This window comes from Oceanobacter antarcticus, assembly GCF_044962685.1.
In the GTDB taxonomy this organism is placed as follows: Bacteria; Pseudomonadota; Gammaproteobacteria; order Pseudomonadales; family Oceanobacteraceae; genus Oceanobacter; species Oceanobacter antarcticus.
Genome location: NZ_JBBKTX010000008.1, coordinates 14,373 through 29,459, shown reverse-complemented (window position 1 = coordinate 29,459; position 15,087 = coordinate 14,373). Strand labels below are relative to the sequence as shown.

Here is a 15,087-nt window from a genome sequence, read left to right as displayed (position 1 = left end):
GTGCCTTGAATGCTCTGGTATTTTTGTACGACAAGTTTCTTCAGCGTCCTCTGGGCGGGCTGGATTTCAATCGAGCGAACAAACCGAGGCGTCTTCCTGTCGTTTTGAATCGCTCAGAAGTTCAGGCGATTTTTAATCAACTGGACGGCCGTAACCGTCTGTTATTTGCACTGCTCTATGGCTCCGGGTTGCGGATCACCGAATGTTTGAGGCTTCGAGTCAAGGATATCAATTTCGACGCAGGGTCATTGACGGTTCACGATGGCAAGGGGGGAAAAGATCGGGTCACGCTGCTCCCCTCGTCGTTACATGATTCGCTACACCAGCAAATAGAAGAATCACTACCAATACAGCTTGAAGATAATCAACGCGGGGTTGGCCCCTCCCTCCCTGGCGTGCTGGGCAAAAAATACCCAAATGCTTTCCGCCAACCTGCCTGGACGCTTTTATTTCCCTCCAGCGGTTTGTGTTTGCATCCCCATACCGGAATTAATTGCCGCCATCATTTGCACGACAGTGTTCCGTGTAAAGCACTGAAAATCGCCGTAGCAAACAGTGGTATTGCCGTTACGGCAGAGGCTGTTTGCTAGCGGAATCCGTCAGACATTGGGGTGTTGTTTCTTACTCTTCTTGCGGGCGTAACGCAGACCTGGCGGGACATGCCTTGCTCAACGTTCAGCAAGGCATGTCCCGCTAGTCGATCACATCCTGGAAGGGGGCGGATCAGGAGGTAGGTAAGATCAGAACACTCTGACAATCCGCAGCTGGAACTGGGTGTCTTGCTTGATGCCTTGTTTTACTTCCAGATCCTTGCCAAATAATCCCTGCAGTTGCCATTGCGGTGCGACAAAGTGGCTGATGGTTGCCCGCAGGTAAGTGGTCGACTGTGAGTCGTTCTGGCTGACGCCATTGATGCGACGTTCTGCTCCACCAATATGGCCGAGACCGGCACCCAGCATGGTGTTGTCGTCTATTTTGTAACGCAGGTAGCTCTGCAGTTCGTAACGCATGCCCTGTTCCAGTTTGCTGGTGCCATTTTGGTAGTCATTGTTGGCACTGTACCAGGAAGCATCTGCCGCAGAATCCAGTGCCCAGTGGGCATTGAAGTGGCGAATGTAGGTCGATTGCAGCAGCAAGCGCCAGCGATTTTCCCCCATGTTCAGCTCCTGGCTCTTGTCGTAGTTGCCGCTCGGGGTGTACAGAAAGGGTGCCAGTGCCAAGACGTCCTTGTTGGCTGTGTTGAGTGTCCATTTGAACGGCAGGCCCAGTATGGCATCGCCCTGACCATCGGCGTCACCCAATACATTGGCCTCTCCAGAGGTGGTCAGCGAGCCGTAGGGCACCACAATTTGTGGCTCCATCATGACGCCATTGGACAGTTCAATGTTGTGTAGCAAGCGGACAATGGCCACCTGGGTATCCAGCTTGAAGTTGTCGGATACTTTTTTGCCCTTGTTGTAGTAATCGGAGCCTGAGGTGGTGTTGAGGTACAAAATGGCCAGGTTGAGTTGGTCTGGCAGTGGCTCGTAGTCACCGACACTGATTTCCAGAGCCTGGGTTGAGACAGAATAAAGCAATCCGGCGCTCAATAAGCCAGTCAGAGTGATTGCGTTGTAGGTGTGATTAGCCATGGTGGTTCCTTGTTTTTGTTTTTGTTTTTGTTGTTTTGGGCAGCTTGTCTGCCCGATGACGGTAAAATTTAATAATCAGCAGGACTGCCAGCCCCAGCTTCTGGCAAACAGGCAGCCTCTCGTCGTTAGCGGTGGTTATCCATGGGTTGTGGCCAGGGCTTCGGTTGCGGTGAGATGACCGACCTTGGCCGGTGCGGTTTCTTTCAGGAACAGCGCCAGTACCATGGCGATCAGTGAGCCTGCGGAAGCAATCCACATGACGATGTCCAGCCCATAGGCATCGGCCATAAAGCCCGCCACGGTTGGTGTAATAAAGCCTCCAAACAGCTCACCAACCCCCATAATCAGACCCAGAGCCGTGGCCACTTGTGAGGCCGGGACGGTTTCAGCGGGAATGGTCGCCATAAACAGGGTGAAACAGCCGAGGCCGGTGTAGGTCAGGAACACCAGCGGCAGCATGGAATCGGCATCGGCGTACAGCAGTACCATCGGGCAGGCGGTGGCAATCAGGGTGAACAGAATCATCATGGGTTTGCGACCAAAACGGTCAGACAGCGCCGAAATGACAAAGCCCCAGATCATCCAGGCAAAGCCCAGGGAGCCCATGATGCCGCCCATGGCGTCTGGTGCGAATCCACGTGCCTGCATCAGGAAGGTGGGAGTAAAAGAAATCAGGGTAATAAACCAGGAGATGTAAAAGCAGGAGATCAGTACACAGAGCAGGATATTGCGGTTTTTCAGCAAGGCCTTGATGTCGCCCTTGCCTCCCAGGTGATGGGTCGCTGCCATGGATTCATGCACATGCTTGTTGCGCACAAACAGCATGATCAGCGCGGCAATGATTAATCCCGGCACCAGGGTGGCATAGAAGGCGGTGCGCCAACCGTAGTCCGTCGCCAGCCAGATCAGGATGGGGGGTGCAATGATGGCACCAATCAAACCCGGTGCAGAGGCATTCACCAGCCCCATGTTGAGGCCACGACGTTTGGGGTTGGAGGCTGCTGCCAGCAGCGACTGGGAAATAGGCAGTACCGGGCCTTCGGCGATGCCCATCAGGCCTCGGAAAATCAGCAGGCTGACAAACGTGGTGACCAGACCCGACAACGCGGAGCAGAGAGTGAAGGCGATGACGGAAATCACCAGAATGTATTTTTTTGACTCTTTCTTGTCGGCAATATGGCCCAGCGTCATACCAGACAGTGCCCACATCAGTGCCAATACTGACGACAACATGCCCAGATGGCTGTTGTTCAGATTCAGGTCTGCCGCCACAAACGGAAACAGGAATGACAGTGCCAGGCGGTCGAAAAAGACGAAGCCAAAGCAAACGAACAGAATCAGCAACAGCCGATTTTCATAGGTATTAACGTTCATGAGTACACCGTATTGTTGTTGTTTTAGTGGTCAAAAAAACCGGCCTGCCAGTCAGTACAGGGTGCGGCAGGCCGGGTCGAGCAAACATGCTAGTTAACGGGCGAGTGCCAACGGGATAGAACAATCAGCCTGTCTTGTGCTGCTGAGGGCGATTGGCACAAGCCTCCAGACCAAGGATGAATTCGGCACAACGTTCGGCAATCATGATGGTCGGTGCATTGGTATTGCCGGAGACCAGCGCGGGCATCACCGAGGCGTCGCATACCCGTACGCCTGCTACGCCGTTCACTTTCAGGGTTGGATCAACCACGGCGTCCGCATCGCTGCCCATTCGGCAAGTACCTACCGGGTGATAGACGGTTTTGGCATGGCTGCGGACGTGGGCTTCCACTTCGGCGTCGGAGATGTGTTCTTCACGGGATGGACGCAGTTCGTGACTCACCAGTTCGGCCAGTGCCGGAGCGCGGAGAATCTTGCGGGCCAGTTTGACGCCGCGTATCAGGGTGTCGACATCGTCCTGTTCTTGGAGCGCACCACTTTCGAAGATCATTGAATCGACGGGATTGGCGCTGCGCAATTTGGCGAACCCGCGTGATTTTGGCCGTAAAAAACAGGGGTTGATGGAAATACCATGGCCTTCAATCGGCTCTCGATCGACATCCCCCACCAGCGTTGGCAATACGTGGAACTGAATGTCCGGGCGGCCACAGTTGGAGGTATCAACAAATCCACCGGATTCAACCACGTTGGAAGTCAGCAGGCCGGTTTTGAACAAAGACCACTGGATGCCGTGTTTGAGGGCTTTCAGGCCGCTGTCGTTACCGAGCAGGCTGATGGGTTCTCGGGTGCGACCGTAGATCGATACTTCCAGGTGATCCTGGTAGTTCTGGCCCATTTGAGGAGCATCGTGCAGCAGGTTGATGCCGTGTTCGTGCAGGTGATCTTTCGGGCCAATGCCCGACAGCATCAGAATCTTGGGTGTCGACAGGGCTCCGGCAGTCAGAATCACTTCTTCTTTCACGGCAATCTGGCTCAGGGCTCCGGTCTTTTTGTCGATCAGCTCGACCCCGGTGGCCTTGCGTTGGGCATTAAATACAATGCGGGAGACATAACTGCCGGTCTTGATGGTCAGGTTCGGGGCATTTTTCACGGCGGCCAGGTAGGTCGCGGCGGTACTGCCACGCTGACCATCAAAGGTAGTGGTGTGGTAAAAACCAATTCCCTGTTGTTGCTCGCCGTTAAAATCGTCGTTGTAAGACAACCCCAGTTGTTGAGCCGCTTTGACAAACGCCAGGCTGAGCGGATGACGGAAGCGGGTATCACTGACTTTCAGCGGGCCGTCGTTGCCATGGTAAGCGCCACTCAGGCGCATATGGTTTTCAGAGCGCTTGAACGCTGCCAACACGTTATTCCAGCTCCAGCCGTGACAACCCTGGGCTTCCCAGTCGTTGTAATCCTGCTGCTGGCCGCGAATATAGACCATGGCGTTGATTGAGCTGCCGCCGCCCAGCGTGCGTCCCTGCGGTACGTAGGTTTTGCGTCCGCCCGCTTCCGGCTGGGGTTCACTTTGGTAAATCACTGAGCGTTCGGAGCCAATCACGCGGATAAACGTGGCAGGCATATGGATATACAGGGAGTCATCGGCGGGGCCATCTTCCAGCAGCACAACCTGTTTACCGGCATTGACCAGACGATGCGCTATGACACAGCCAGCGGAGCCACCACCTACGACAATGTAGTCAGGGTTATTCATAAGATTTCTGAACTCGTTATTGTTATCTGCAAGGTACTGACGGGGTGTCAGCGACGGCTGCAACCAGAGGCAGCTGTCAATTCAGTGGAAAATTATGACGAGGGAAAAACGGGCTGGCTTAATCAGGAAAGTCGCCCGATTTGATTACTCAGGACAGGGCACTGGCCGTGCAAGGGCGGTGTGAGAAGCCTGTGGCGAGACATAACAGGACGAGTTTTCTTGTGGTTACTTAACATATTTACTATGTTTGGTGGGCGTCGTAGGATGGGACGGGAAGGTGATAAAAAAATACCAATACCAATAACAATAACAAGAAATAACAGCAGGAGGATGTATGGCACTGACCCGCTCTCTGTGCATCTCCACCAGCCAGGTTCCGGCCGCCATCAAACGCCAGTTCTGGGAAGAGCATGTACGCCAGCATGTCATTAAGGTGGATTGTCCCACCGAGTCCAAAAATGGCATCGAAGCCACTCTGGAGCAGACCGAGTGTGGCCTGATAACCATCAACCGGATTCAGGCCAACAGCCATGCGGTGCAACGCAGCCGGACTGAAATTCAAGCCGATCCCCGGCAGTCGGTATTTTTATGTCTGATGCTGGCAGGTCATGGATACTCTTGGCAGGGTACTCGCTGCGCTAACCATGTGCCTGGCGATATTGTCCTGTACGACACCACTCGTCCGTACGGTCAGGGTTTCCCGCATGATATGGAAATGCTGGTGGTCGACATCCCGCGTCAGGTGTTGGAGCAACAACTGGGGCATTGGCAACCGACTGACCTGGTACGGCTCGACCGTCATGCGCGTGTGGGGGTTTATAGCAGCGAGAATCTGTATCAATTACTGACCCGGCCCTGGCATTACAATCACCAGGGGATGAGTATTTCTGAGCAGGTACTGGATAACCTCGCGAGTCTGATCAAGACACAACAGGTGCCTGCTTGTAGCCGTTCGCGTCATGCCTTGCTGCAGCGTAGCCAGAGTTACATTGATGGGCATCTGGAAGCGGATTATCTGACCATCGAGCACATCAGTGACATGATGAAAGCCTCTCCCCGACAGTTGTCACGGGCGTTCGAACTGGCTGGGGTGACGCTGAATCGTTATATCTGGAACCAGCGACTGGAACGCTGCCGGGTGGATATTCTGGCGCAGCCGAATACCAGCCTGACGGATATTGCCTTTACCTGGGGGTTTAACCATTCCGCCCATTTCAGCCGCAGCTACAAGAAGTATTTTGGCGAAACGCCGACGGAAACCCGCAAACTCGATCGTTAGCCCGCCAACCGGCCAACCGCAGTGAGCAAACCACCATGGCGTTGACGAGCATGGCCGTTCGTATTGCTGGCCCGAACCAAAAAAGGCGCTCAGGGAGCGCCGAAAACGACTGAGTGTCAGTCAGCAAAAGCGGGTCAAATTACAGAAACAGCACTTGAATATTGGTATTGGCCAGCAGCCCTTCCTTGCCAAACTCAACCCCCACACCGGAACACTTCACCCCACCGAATGGCACATCGGGTTGAATGGCTCCATGCTTGTTATGCCACACTGAGCCACATTCCATACGGGAAGCCAGCTGGCGGAACTGTTGCTGGTCGTCGGTCCAGATGGAGCCACCCAGTCCATTCTGATTATCATTGGCCGCAGCGATGACAGCGTCGATATCGCTGAACGGAATAATCGGCAGTGCCGGGCCAAACTGCTCATGCTGTACCAGCGGGTCGCTGGCAGAGTCCGTTGCGATCAAGGTGATCGGAAAGAACAGCGTATCGGGATCATCCACCGGGCCGCCGAGCAGTAATTGGCTACCCAGCTCCAGTGACTGGCGCACCAGGCGGTTCACCTTGTCAAACTGCATCCGGTTCTGGATGGGGCCAAGGTCGCTGTTGTCGTCAAATCCGTCACCGACCTTGATCGTCCGGGCAAAGGCCACCAGCTCGTCACACACCTGTTGGTAAATGCTGTCGTGGACGTACAGGCGTTTCAGGGCTGCACAGGTCTGGCCGTTGTTGATAAAAGCGCCCCAGAACACACCCGGTGCGATTGCTGCCGGATCGCAATCCGGCAGCACAATGCCAGCGTCGTTGCCGCCCAGTTCCAGCGTCAGGCGTTTGAGAGTATCGGCAGCAGAGGCCATGATTTTCTGGCCAGTCGGTGTTGAACCGGTAAACACAATCTTGCCAATTTTTGCGTGGGATGACATTGCCGCCCCAAGGCTGTCGTCACCGGTAAGGCTGTTCACTACCCCGGCTGGTAATACCTCATTCATCAGTTCGATCATTCGCAGCGTTGACAGCGGTGTGAAAGGTGACGGCTTGTTCACCACGGTGTTACCGGTACGAATGGCCGGTATAATATGCCAAACCGCAATCATGACCGGCCAGTTCCATGGCGTAATAGAGCCGACAACACCAATCGGCTTGCGATGCATCTCAACCCGGCCGTTGTCGTTGTCTTGTAGTACCTCGACGGGTATTTCCAGCGCGGCGTTGTAGCGGGCCCAGGCAATGGCACCACCAATTTCAAACATCGAACCCATGCCCGCCATGGGTTTGCCCTGTTCAGATGTCAGAATCCGGGCCAGTTCTTCATGGTGCTGTTCCAACTTGTCGGCCACCCGGTGGCAGTAGTCCTGACGCTCTGCATCCGACAGACCTGACCAGGCAGGAAATGCCGCTGCCGCTGCCGCGACGGCCTGATCAAGGTCTGCGCTGGTCGCCAACGGTGCCTTGCCAGCCAAGTCGTGTGTGGAGGGGTTGATAACGTCGAATGAGGCATTGGCCGACAGGGTCTTGCCTCCCACCATGTTGTTGAAAGAATACATACCGGGTTCACCTTTGTTGTTTTTGTAGAAACAGAGCTGCAGTTTGGTCTGGCAGTGTGACCCAGCCCCAGCCCGCCAGCTTGATCCCAACGGACAGGTATTTGATCGGTTATGACCGTGGTGGGTGAGCGAGATCACTTTCCTGGTTGGATCTTTGTACTAGCTGGCACGGCTCTCGCTCAGTATCTTGTATACAAGTTTGAACACCATGGAGAAACCAATGACCGCTAGCACATTATCCCCGTTGTCGGGCTGGAATCTGAGTGACTGGGCCAAGGCGTATCAGTCGGGCCAAACCCCACAGCAGCTCTTGCCACAACTGCTGCAACAGATTCGTGAGGAAGAGTGCGACAACGGTAAACCGGTTTACGGCAGCCCCTGGATAACACTGGCGACCGATGCGGTGCTGGCGCAGCAGCTTGCTTCACTGGAGGGCAAGGCTCCGGCGTCGTTGCCCCTTTTTGGTGTGCCGTTTGCGGTGAAGGACAATATTGATGTGGCTGGTTTTGCAACCACGGGTGGTTGCCCTGAGTTTGCCTTTACCCCGCAACGCGACGCGACCGTGGTGGCGTTGCTTCGGGCTGCTGGTGCGGTGGTAATAGGTAAAACCAATTTGGATCAGTTTGCTACCGGTCTGGTCGGCGCTCGCTCCCCTTACGGGCCGGTGGCTAACAGCTTCAAGCCGGAATACGTCAGTGGGGGTTCCAGTTCTGGCTCTGCCGTCACGGTGGCGCGTGGGCAGGTGGCGTTTTCGTTGGGAACGGATACCGCCGGGTCGGGTCGGGTACCTGCCGGTTTTAATCATCTGGTGGGGGTCAAGGCCACCAAGGGATTGGTCAGTACAAATGGCGTGATTCCTGCTTGTAAGAGCCTGGATGTGGTCTCCATCTTTGCTTTGAACAGCCGGGATGCCGAACAGTTGCTGGATGTGGCGGCGCAGTTTGATGCCGCTGACCCTTATTCTCGTGAGTCTGTTGCGGTGCCTCAGCGTCGTATCAAGCGTCTGGCGATACCGCTGTCGCCGCAATGGTTTGGCGATGTCGAACAGCAACAGGCTTATGAACAGGCTTGTGTGTTGGCCAGAAAACACGGTTTAGAGCTGGTTGAAAAGGATTTCGGCCCCCTATTCGAAATGGCCGCGTTGTTGTATCAGGGCCCCTGGGTGGCTGAACGCTACGCGGCTGTGGGCGAGTTTATGGAGCAGGATTTGCCCGGACTCGACCCGATTGTCAAAAGCATCGTACTGAGTGGCAAGCTCCCCAGTGCGGTAGATCAGTTTCGGGCAGAATATCGTCGCCTGGAGCTGATGCGCTACGTGACGGCCTTGTTCGACGATGTCGACGCGCTGTTTGTCCCAACTTCCCCTCATTTCCCGACCCATGCCGCACTGGCAGAACAACCGATTGAGGTGAACAGCCGCAACGGCGTGTACACCAACTTTGTTAATCTGGCCGATCTCTCGGCATTGTCGCTGCCGGCGGCGTTACGTCGCGATGGACTTCCCTTTGGCATCACCCTGATTGCCCCTGCCTGGCAGGATCGTGCCTTGCTGGCCTGTGCCAACCGTTGGGAAGCGGCACTCAAGCTGCCAGAAGCGCCTGTCTTATTGGGGCGCAAGGCGGATGAGTCGGTAGTGATTGCGGTGGTTGGTGCGCATTTAAGCGGTATGCCACTGAATCACCAGCTCAGCCATCGTTCTGCCCGGCTGGTCGAGCAAACCGTTACCGCCGACCAATACCGCTTGTACGCCCTGGCGAACACCACGCCACCCAAACCGGGCCTGGTACGGGTCGGTGATGACGAGCAGGGTGTGGCGATTATCGTCGAGTTGTGGCGGCTGACAGCGGCTGCCTTCGGCAGCTTTGTGAATGAAGTGCCGCAACCGATGGGCATTGGCAAAGTGGAGCTGGAAGATGGCCGTATTGTGAATGGTTTTATGTGCGAAGCCGCTGTGCTTCCAACAGCCACCGATATCAGCGAGTTTGGCGGCTGGCGGGCTTATGTCAGCCGTAAGCAGGCTGATTGAATGGCGACGGCAGTGACTGGAAACAACGCGGGCCAGACTCGGCCCGCGAACGTGGCGGAGCGCATTTACCAGCAGCTTAAAACCGATATTTTTGATTTTCAGCTGCTACCCGGCGACCGCTTTAGCGAGTCGGAAATTGCCAAGCGTATGAATGCCTCCCGAACGCCTGTTCGGGAGGCGCTCTACCGACTCGAGCGGGATGGTTTTGTGCAGGTCTATTTTCGCAGCGGCTGGCAAGTGCGGCCGTTCGACTTTCAGTATTTTGAAGAGCTGTACGATGTTCGTACCCTGATGGAAACCGCAGCGGTTCGACGGCTTTGTGGGCTGGAAGATCCGGCTGCGCATCTGCAGGAGCTGACGAACCACTGGTGTGTAACGCCAGACAAGCGCTTGTCCGACAGTGATCAGGTGGCGGAACTGGATGAGAATTTTCATTTTCAGCTGGTGGCGCTGGCGGGTAATAAGGAAATGGCGCTGTTGCATCGCAGTGTCTGTGAACGACTGCGCATTATCCGGCGACTCGACTTTACCCAGCATGGGCGGATTGCAGCCACTTATGAAGAGCATCGGCATATTTTGGCATTGATCGGACAGCGTCACGGCGACGCCGTTGTGGCTGAGTTAAGTGGGCATATTGAGAGCAGCAAAAATACCGTGCGTGCGATCACCTTGCAGCGGATTCAGGAAGCCAAGAGTCGTTATAACCTGAATATCCGGGTATAAATACCGGTTTGCGGTATCACTGCCGGGTAATGGTGCAAGCCGGGTAATGATGTGTGGTTGTTCGCAACGGCTGCGCGAGTGTCTTGTGCTGGTATTCAGAGAAACAAGCCCAACAGTTCATTCAGGTATTGTTGGCCACGTTCGGTAGCACGAATATCCTCTCCAACTTCCAGCAAGCCCATGGCTTTGGCCTTGGCGATTGGTTCAGCCACGCTCGCCAGTGTTTGTCCGGTACGTTGCTCAAAGCGTTCGACCGTGATACCTGCACGCAAACGTAACGCATTCATCAGGCATTCCAGCCCCATCTCTGTGCTGGCAATGTCGTTACTGCCAGCCAGGAAAGCCTTGTCGGGGTTCAGGTAATCGCTTGGCTGGCGGGTTTTCCAGCGTCGGGTCGCGTGGATCTGGCCGTTGTTATCCCGCTTGCTGACTTTGCCATGCGCACCGGCACCAATACCGAGGTAGTCGCCAAACTGCCAGTAGTTGAGGTTGTGGCGGGCCTGTTTGCCCGGCTGGGCAAAGGCGGAAATCTCGTAGTGGGCAAAACCGGCTGCTGCCAGGCGCTGCTGTCCGGCATCCTGGATGTCCCAGAGTGTCTCGTCTTCCGGCAGGGCTGGTGGACGTTTGTAGAATTCGGTGTTGGGTTCGATGGTGAGCTGGTACCAGGAGAGGTGCGGCGGGTTAAAGCTCAAGGCCGTGTTGATGTCTTCCAGGGCATCGGCTAGCGACTGTCCGGGCAGACCATGCATCAGGTCGAGATTGAGGTTGTCGAATCCGGCCGTGCGGGCTGCTGTTATGGCGGCTTTGGCTTGGGCGCTATCGTGAATGCGGCCGAGTTTTTGCAAATGCAGGTCGTTAAAACTCTGAATGCCCATCGACAGCCGGTTGATGCCTAATGTGCGATAGGCGGCAAAGCGATCCGCTTCAAACGTACCGGGATTGGCTTCCAGGGTGATTTCTATGTCGGTGGCGAATGCCAGTCGTTGCTGCAACCCCTCGAACAGTTGTTCGTAGGCCTGGGCCGATAACAGGCTGGGGGTACCACCGCCAATAAAAATGGTCTGGATAACACGCCCGTAAGCCTGCTCCCGTTCGCTATCGAGGTCACTCAGCAATGCAGCCACATAGTCTGCTTCCGGCAATTCGCGGCTGGCCGTGTGCGAGTTGAAGTCGCAGTACGGGCATTTACGAATACACCAGGGAACGTGGATGTACAGACTGAGTGGCGGCAACTGGCGCATTACTCAGTTCCCGTTGTTTGGGTTGCTGTTGTGATGATCGTTGTGGTGTTCGTTGTGGTGTTCGTTGTGGTGTTCGTTGTGGTGTTCGTTGTGGTGTTCGTTGTGGTGATCGTTGTGGTGTTCGTTGTGGTGTTCGTTGTGGTGTTCGTTGTGGTGTTCGTTGTGATGTTCGTTGTGATGTTCGCCGTTGTTGTCCGGGTTTGCGTCGGCCTGGGTATCGGGATCGGTAGCGGGCAGCAGGTCAGCAACGGCAACGTCGAGTGTTTGTAACAAGGCTTGAACCTGAGCTTCCATCTGGTGTTGCTCGTGGGAAAGGCGGGTTTGTTCCTTATTCAGTTCGTCGTTCTGTTGCGTCAGCGTGTCATTTTTTTGTTCAGCAGCCGTCAGCGCCTGTTGAGCCTGTTCCAGGTCTTCTTGCAGCTGAAGATTTTCCAGTTGCAGATTTTCCAGGGTTTGAATGGTTTGGGTAATCTTGTTTTGTAATTGTTCGAGTATTTCCACGATGTGCTTCTTTTCTCAGATAAACAATGCACCACATAGGGTGCTGGAAGTCCCTCACCAGGCTGAAGACAGAGTGTGAAGGGGTAAAAAAAGCGTCAGGGCTGCCAGCGTTGCAGCAGCTGCTGAATGGCCTGGCCCCGATGCGAAAGAGCGTTTTTACGCCCCTTGTCGAGATCGGCGGCAGCACACTGCTCCGCTGGCAGGTAAAACAGCGGGTCATAACCAAAGCCGTTGCTGCCGGAAGGCCGGGTCAGGATGGAGCCTTCCCAGCTGCCCTGAAAAACCTGGGGCGTCGGGTCTGTGGCATGGCGCATGTAGACCAGTACGCACTGAAAACGTGCGGTGCGTTGTGCCGCCGGGACGTCGACAAGACGTTGTAATAACAGGCTGTTGTTGTCGTTATCGCCGTTTCCCGCGTTGTTCATGCTGGCAAAACGGGCAGAGTAGATACCCGGCTGGCCTTGCAGGGCGTCCACTTCGAGACCGGAGTCGTCAGCCAGTGCTGGCAAGCCGGTGATGGCGGCAGCATGGCGGGCCTTGATAATGGCGTTTTCTACAAAGCTGAGTCCGGTTTCTTCGGCATCGCTAACACCCAGCTCGCCCTGTGCCACCAGAGTGATGTGTTGTGCGGCAAAATGGCTGTCGAACAGTTGGGAAAATTCCCGCAGCTTGCCAGCATTGCCGCTGGCGAGAACAATTTTCATAACAGCGCCTTGTCGGTCAGTCTTCTTCGTAAAAACGCTGGCTGAAGCGTACATCGAAGTGTTTGTCGCTGCCATCCGGGGCAACGTCGAGCCGGATACGGTAGGTTTCTTCTTCATCAAAGCGGAACGTCGCGATGTAATACACGGCGTTGGTTTCCTTTATTTCCTTGAACTCCAGTTCGCTTTCCTGGCCAATCAGGTTTTTTATGGTGCCATGGATGGTGGCGGTAACCGGCAGCGGCAAGACGTCGTCATTGGGGTTGTTTAATACCGAAATACTGAGGAAGCCGAGCTTGCGCGAGCGTTCTATGCCATAGGCGCTGGCGACATCTGGACTGAGAAAGCTGCTGGTCAGACCAATGTAGTGAACTTCATAGTCGCCAAACACTTTTTTTTGTTCACCACGGTCAGCCAGTACAGTCGGGCTTATCAGGGCGCTCAGGCTTAACAGCAGTGTTAAACAGGTGATCCATCGTGTTTTCATCAGGTTCTCCGGGTCAGATGATAAATGGCAATTTCTCCCAGCAGCGAGGGCCAGAAGTGAATTGCCCAGTGTTCCTGGTGATGATCGTCCAGCACGGTTTTGCTGAGGATCCGAATATTTTTTGCTACGCACAGTTCTTCAAAGTCGGTCACGGTGCACAGGTGAATATTCGGTGTGTTGTACCAGGCATGGGGCAGGGTTTCGGACATGGGCATCCGGCCCTTGAGAGCCAGATACAAACGGGTACGCCAGTGGCCAAAATTTGGGAAAGTGACAATCGCCTCGTCGCCGATACGCAGCATTTCGTCGAGCAATTCGTCGGGTCTCTCAACCGCTTGTAATGCCTGGGTCATGATGACGGTATTGATGCTGTTGTCTTTGTAATTGCGCAGGCCGTCGTTGAGGTTTTGCTCAACGACGTTGACACCATTGGCGATGCAGGCCGTGATTTTGTCGGGGTTGATCTCCAGACCATAACCGCGCACGTTTTTGTGTTCCTGCAGGTAGCGTAACAATTGGCCTTCACCACAACCGAGGTCAAGTACCTGGCTGTTGGGCTGAATCCATTGCTGGATAATGGACAGGTCGGTACGCAGGGAGGCAAGGGAGATGCTGTTCATGAACGACCCTCCAGTTCGTTGGCGATGCGATTCATATAGGCATCCAGTACCTGGTGGTAACGGGTAATGGGCAACAGAAAGGCATCGTGGCCACCATCGGAATCAATACAGGCGTAGCTGACGTTCTTGTCGGCTTCGATCAGGGCGCTGACAATTTCTTCGGAGCGTTCCGGTGCAAAACGCCAGTCGGTGGTAAAGGAGACCACCAGGAAGTCACAGGATGCATGGCTCAGGCATTTGACCAGGTCGTGATCGTAATCGCCAGCCGGGTCAAAGTAGTCGAGCGCCTTGGTCATCAACATGTAGGTATTGGCATCAAACCGGGTGCTGAATTTTTCACCCTGATAGTGGAGGTAGCTTTCGACCTGAAATTCAGGCGCGAAGCTGTAGTTCAACTTGCCTTCCTGCAGTTCACGGCCAAATTTCTGCCGCATGGCGTCATCGGATAGATAGGTCAGGTGACCGAGCATGCGTGCCTGGGTGAGACCAACCTTGGGAATGGTGTTGTGTTCCAGGTAGTTGCCATCGTGGAAATCCGGGTCTTTGGCAATGGCCTGACGGGCGACTTCATTAAAAGCAATGTTCTGCGCCGACAGCTTGGACGCCGAGGCGATCACGACGGCATGTCGCAGGCGCTCGGGATGCTGGATCGCCCAGCGTATGACCTGCATGCCGCCGAGGCTGCCACCGACAACCGCTGCCCACTGCTGAATACCCAGGTGATCCGCCAGTTGCGCCTGGCTGGCGACCCAGTCACGCACGGCAACAATCGGAAAATCGGGGCCATAGAGCTTGCCGGTTTCAGGGTTGTGGCTGACCGGCCCGGTAGAGCCAGAGCAGCCCCCAAGATTGTTCAGCGAGACGATAAAAAACCGTTGGCTGTCAAACGGCTTGCCCGGCCCGATGGCGTTATCCCACCAGCCGGGTTTGGCCTCATCCATGCTGTGATAACCGGCGGCATGGTGATCGCCGCTGAGAGCATGACAAATCAACACGGCATTGGAACGATCGGCGTTGAGTTCGCCGTAGGTTTCGTAAACGAGATCGTATTCTGGCAGCACGCGACCACTGCGAAGTGTCAGTGGTACATCTGAATGAAACTGCTGGGGAGTAACCAGACCGACGGAATCGTCAGGGATAACTTCCGGCATGGTAGGCGTATTCCTGGAGTGTATAAACTGGGTAAAGCGCGAGTGTATCAGTAA

Annotated in this window: 14 protein-coding genes; 4 read left to right on the top strand and 10 right to left on the bottom strand. The window is 55.1% G+C overall.

Annotated elements, in window-relative coordinates; translation table 11 throughout:
* Nucleotides 1-5: 5 nt before the first annotated feature.
* The gene (locus tag WG929_RS07930) at nucleotides 6-590 is read left to right on the top strand and encodes a tyrosine-type recombinase/integrase (protein WP_416205612.1); all 585 of its coding nucleotides are present in this window, start codon (nucleotides 6-8) and stop codon (nucleotides 588-590) included.
* A gap of 150 nt (nucleotides 591-740) precedes the next feature.
* Here WG929_RS07930 and WG929_RS07925 read toward each other — a convergent pair whose 3' ends face one another.
* The 3 genes from WG929_RS07925 to WG929_RS07915 form a co-directional block, all read right to left on the bottom strand.
* Entirely contained in the window at nucleotides 741-1,631 is an 891-nt protein-coding gene (locus WG929_RS07925) for a transporter (protein WP_416205611.1), read from the bottom strand.
* Nucleotides 1,632-1,766: 135 nt separating this feature from the next.
* Nucleotides 1,767-3,005 carry an MFS transporter gene (locus tag WG929_RS07920; RefSeq protein WP_416205610.1) on the bottom strand — a complete coding sequence of 413 codons (1,239 nt, stop codon included), beginning with the start codon at nucleotides 3,003-3,005 and terminating at the stop codon, nucleotides 1,767-1,769.
* Nucleotides 3,006-3,129: 124 nt separating this feature from the next.
* Nucleotides 3,130-4,758, bottom strand: coding sequence for a GMC family oxidoreductase (locus WG929_RS07915; RefSeq protein WP_416205609.1), 1,629 nt, complete (start codon nucleotides 4,756-4,758; stop codon nucleotides 3,130-3,132).
* Nucleotides 4,759-5,092: 334 nt separating this feature from the next.
* On the opposite strand from WG929_RS07915, the gene WG929_RS07910 reads away from it, so the two are divergent.
* Nucleotides 5,093-6,037, top strand: a complete 945-nt coding sequence (locus WG929_RS07910) for a helix-turn-helix domain-containing protein (protein ID WP_416205608.1) — start codon at nucleotides 5,093-5,095, stop codon at nucleotides 6,035-6,037.
* A gap of 139 nt (nucleotides 6,038-6,176) precedes the next feature.
* Here the strand turns inward: WG929_RS07910 and WG929_RS07905 are convergent, their stop codons facing one another.
* Nucleotides 6,177-7,583 (bottom strand): aldehyde dehydrogenase family protein, encoded by a 1,407-nt coding sequence (locus WG929_RS07905; protein WP_416205607.1) that lies wholly within the window; start codon nucleotides 7,581-7,583, stop codon nucleotides 6,177-6,179.
* Nucleotides 7,584-7,803: 220 nt separating this feature from the next.
* On the opposite strand from WG929_RS07905, the gene atzF reads away from it, so the two are divergent.
* Both atzF and WG929_RS07895 read left to right on the top strand, forming a co-directional pair.
* The gene (atzF, locus tag WG929_RS07900; RefSeq protein WP_416205606.1) at nucleotides 7,804-9,609 is read left to right on the top strand and encodes an allophanate hydrolase; all 1,806 of its coding nucleotides are present in this window, start codon (nucleotides 7,804-7,806) and stop codon (nucleotides 9,607-9,609) included.
* Between the two features lie 12 nt (nucleotides 9,610-9,621).
* Nucleotides 9,622-10,332: a GntR family transcriptional regulator gene (locus WG929_RS07895; RefSeq protein ID WP_416205605.1), complete on the top strand. Its 711-nt coding sequence runs from the start codon at nucleotides 9,622-9,624 to the stop codon at nucleotides 10,330-10,332.
* Nucleotides 10,333-10,427: 95 nt separating this feature from the next.
* Here WG929_RS07895 and hemW read toward each other — a convergent pair whose 3' ends face one another.
* The 6 genes from hemW to metX form a co-directional block, all read right to left on the bottom strand.
* Nucleotides 10,428-11,573 carry a radical SAM family heme chaperone HemW gene (gene hemW / locus WG929_RS07890; RefSeq protein ID WP_416205604.1) on the bottom strand — a complete coding sequence of 382 codons (1,146 nt, stop codon included), beginning with the start codon at nucleotides 11,571-11,573 and terminating at the stop codon, nucleotides 10,428-10,430.
* Nucleotides 11,574-11,576: 3 nt separating this feature from the next.
* A complete protein-coding gene (locus WG929_RS07885; protein ID WP_416205603.1) occupies nucleotides 11,577-12,074 on the bottom strand; it encodes a hypothetical protein in 498 nt (165 codons plus the stop codon).
* Between the two features lie 95 nt (nucleotides 12,075-12,169).
* Nucleotides 12,170-12,778: an RdgB/HAM1 family non-canonical purine NTP pyrophosphatase gene (gene rdgB, locus WG929_RS07880; protein WP_369855996.1), complete on the bottom strand. Its 609-nt coding sequence runs from the start codon at nucleotides 12,776-12,778 to the stop codon at nucleotides 12,170-12,172.
* A gap of 16 nt (nucleotides 12,779-12,794) precedes the next feature.
* Nucleotides 12,795-13,262 (bottom strand): DUF4426 domain-containing protein, encoded by a 468-nt coding sequence (locus WG929_RS07875; protein ID WP_369855995.1) that lies wholly within the window; start codon nucleotides 13,260-13,262, stop codon nucleotides 12,795-12,797.
* The gene (gene metW, locus WG929_RS07870; RefSeq protein WP_435873314.1) at nucleotides 13,262-13,882 is read right to left on the bottom strand and encodes a methionine biosynthesis protein MetW; all 621 of its coding nucleotides are present in this window, start codon (nucleotides 13,880-13,882) and stop codon (nucleotides 13,262-13,264) included. The genes WG929_RS07875 and metW overlap by 1 nt, the downstream gene beginning before the upstream one ends.
* Nucleotides 13,879-15,033: a homoserine O-succinyltransferase MetX gene (metX, locus tag WG929_RS07865; RefSeq protein WP_369855994.1), complete on the bottom strand. Its 1,155-nt coding sequence runs from the start codon at nucleotides 15,031-15,033 to the stop codon at nucleotides 13,879-13,881. Before metX ends, metW begins: the two co-directional genes overlap by 4 nt.
* Nucleotides 15,034-15,087: the final 54 nt, after the last annotated feature.

Bases quoted from the DNA above. Each gene is read 5' to 3' on its own strand.
- WG929_RS07925 (WP_416205611.1), bottom strand. From the start codon at position 1,631: ATGGCTAATCACACCTACAACGCAATCACTCTGACTGGCTTATTGAGC.
- WG929_RS07920 (WP_416205610.1), bottom strand. From the start codon at position 3,005: ATGAACGTTAATACCTATGAAAATCGGCTGTTGCTGATTCTGTTCGTT.
- WG929_RS07915 (WP_416205609.1), bottom strand. From the start codon at position 4,758: ATGAATAACCCTGACTACATTGTCGTAGGTGGTGGCTCCGCTGGCTGT.
- WG929_RS07910 (WP_416205608.1), top strand. From the start codon at position 5,093: ATGGCACTGACCCGCTCTCTGTGCATCTCCACCAGCCAGGTTCCGGCC.
- WG929_RS07905 (WP_416205607.1), bottom strand. From the start codon at position 7,583: ATGTATTCTTTCAACAACATGGTGGGAGGCAAGACCCTGTCGGCCAAT.
- atzF (WP_416205606.1), top strand. From the start codon at position 7,804: ATGACCGCTAGCACATTATCCCCGTTGTCGGGCTGGAATCTGAGTGAC.
- hemW (WP_416205604.1), bottom strand. From the start codon at position 11,573: ATGCGCCAGTTGCCGCCACTCAGTCTGTACATCCACGTTCCCTGGTGT.
- rdgB (WP_369855996.1), bottom strand. From the start codon at position 12,778: ATGAAAATTGTTCTCGCCAGCGGCAATGCTGGCAAGCTGCGGGAATTT.
- WG929_RS07875 (WP_369855995.1), bottom strand. From the start codon at position 13,262: ATGAAAACACGATGGATCACCTGTTTAACACTGCTGTTAAGCCTGAGC.
- metW (WP_435873314.1), bottom strand. From the start codon at position 13,882: ATGAACAGCATCTCCCTTGCCTCCCTGCGTACCGACCTGTCCATTATC.
- metX (WP_369855994.1), bottom strand. From the start codon at position 15,033: ATGCCGGAAGTTATCCCTGACGATTCCGTCGGTCTGGTTACTCCCCAG.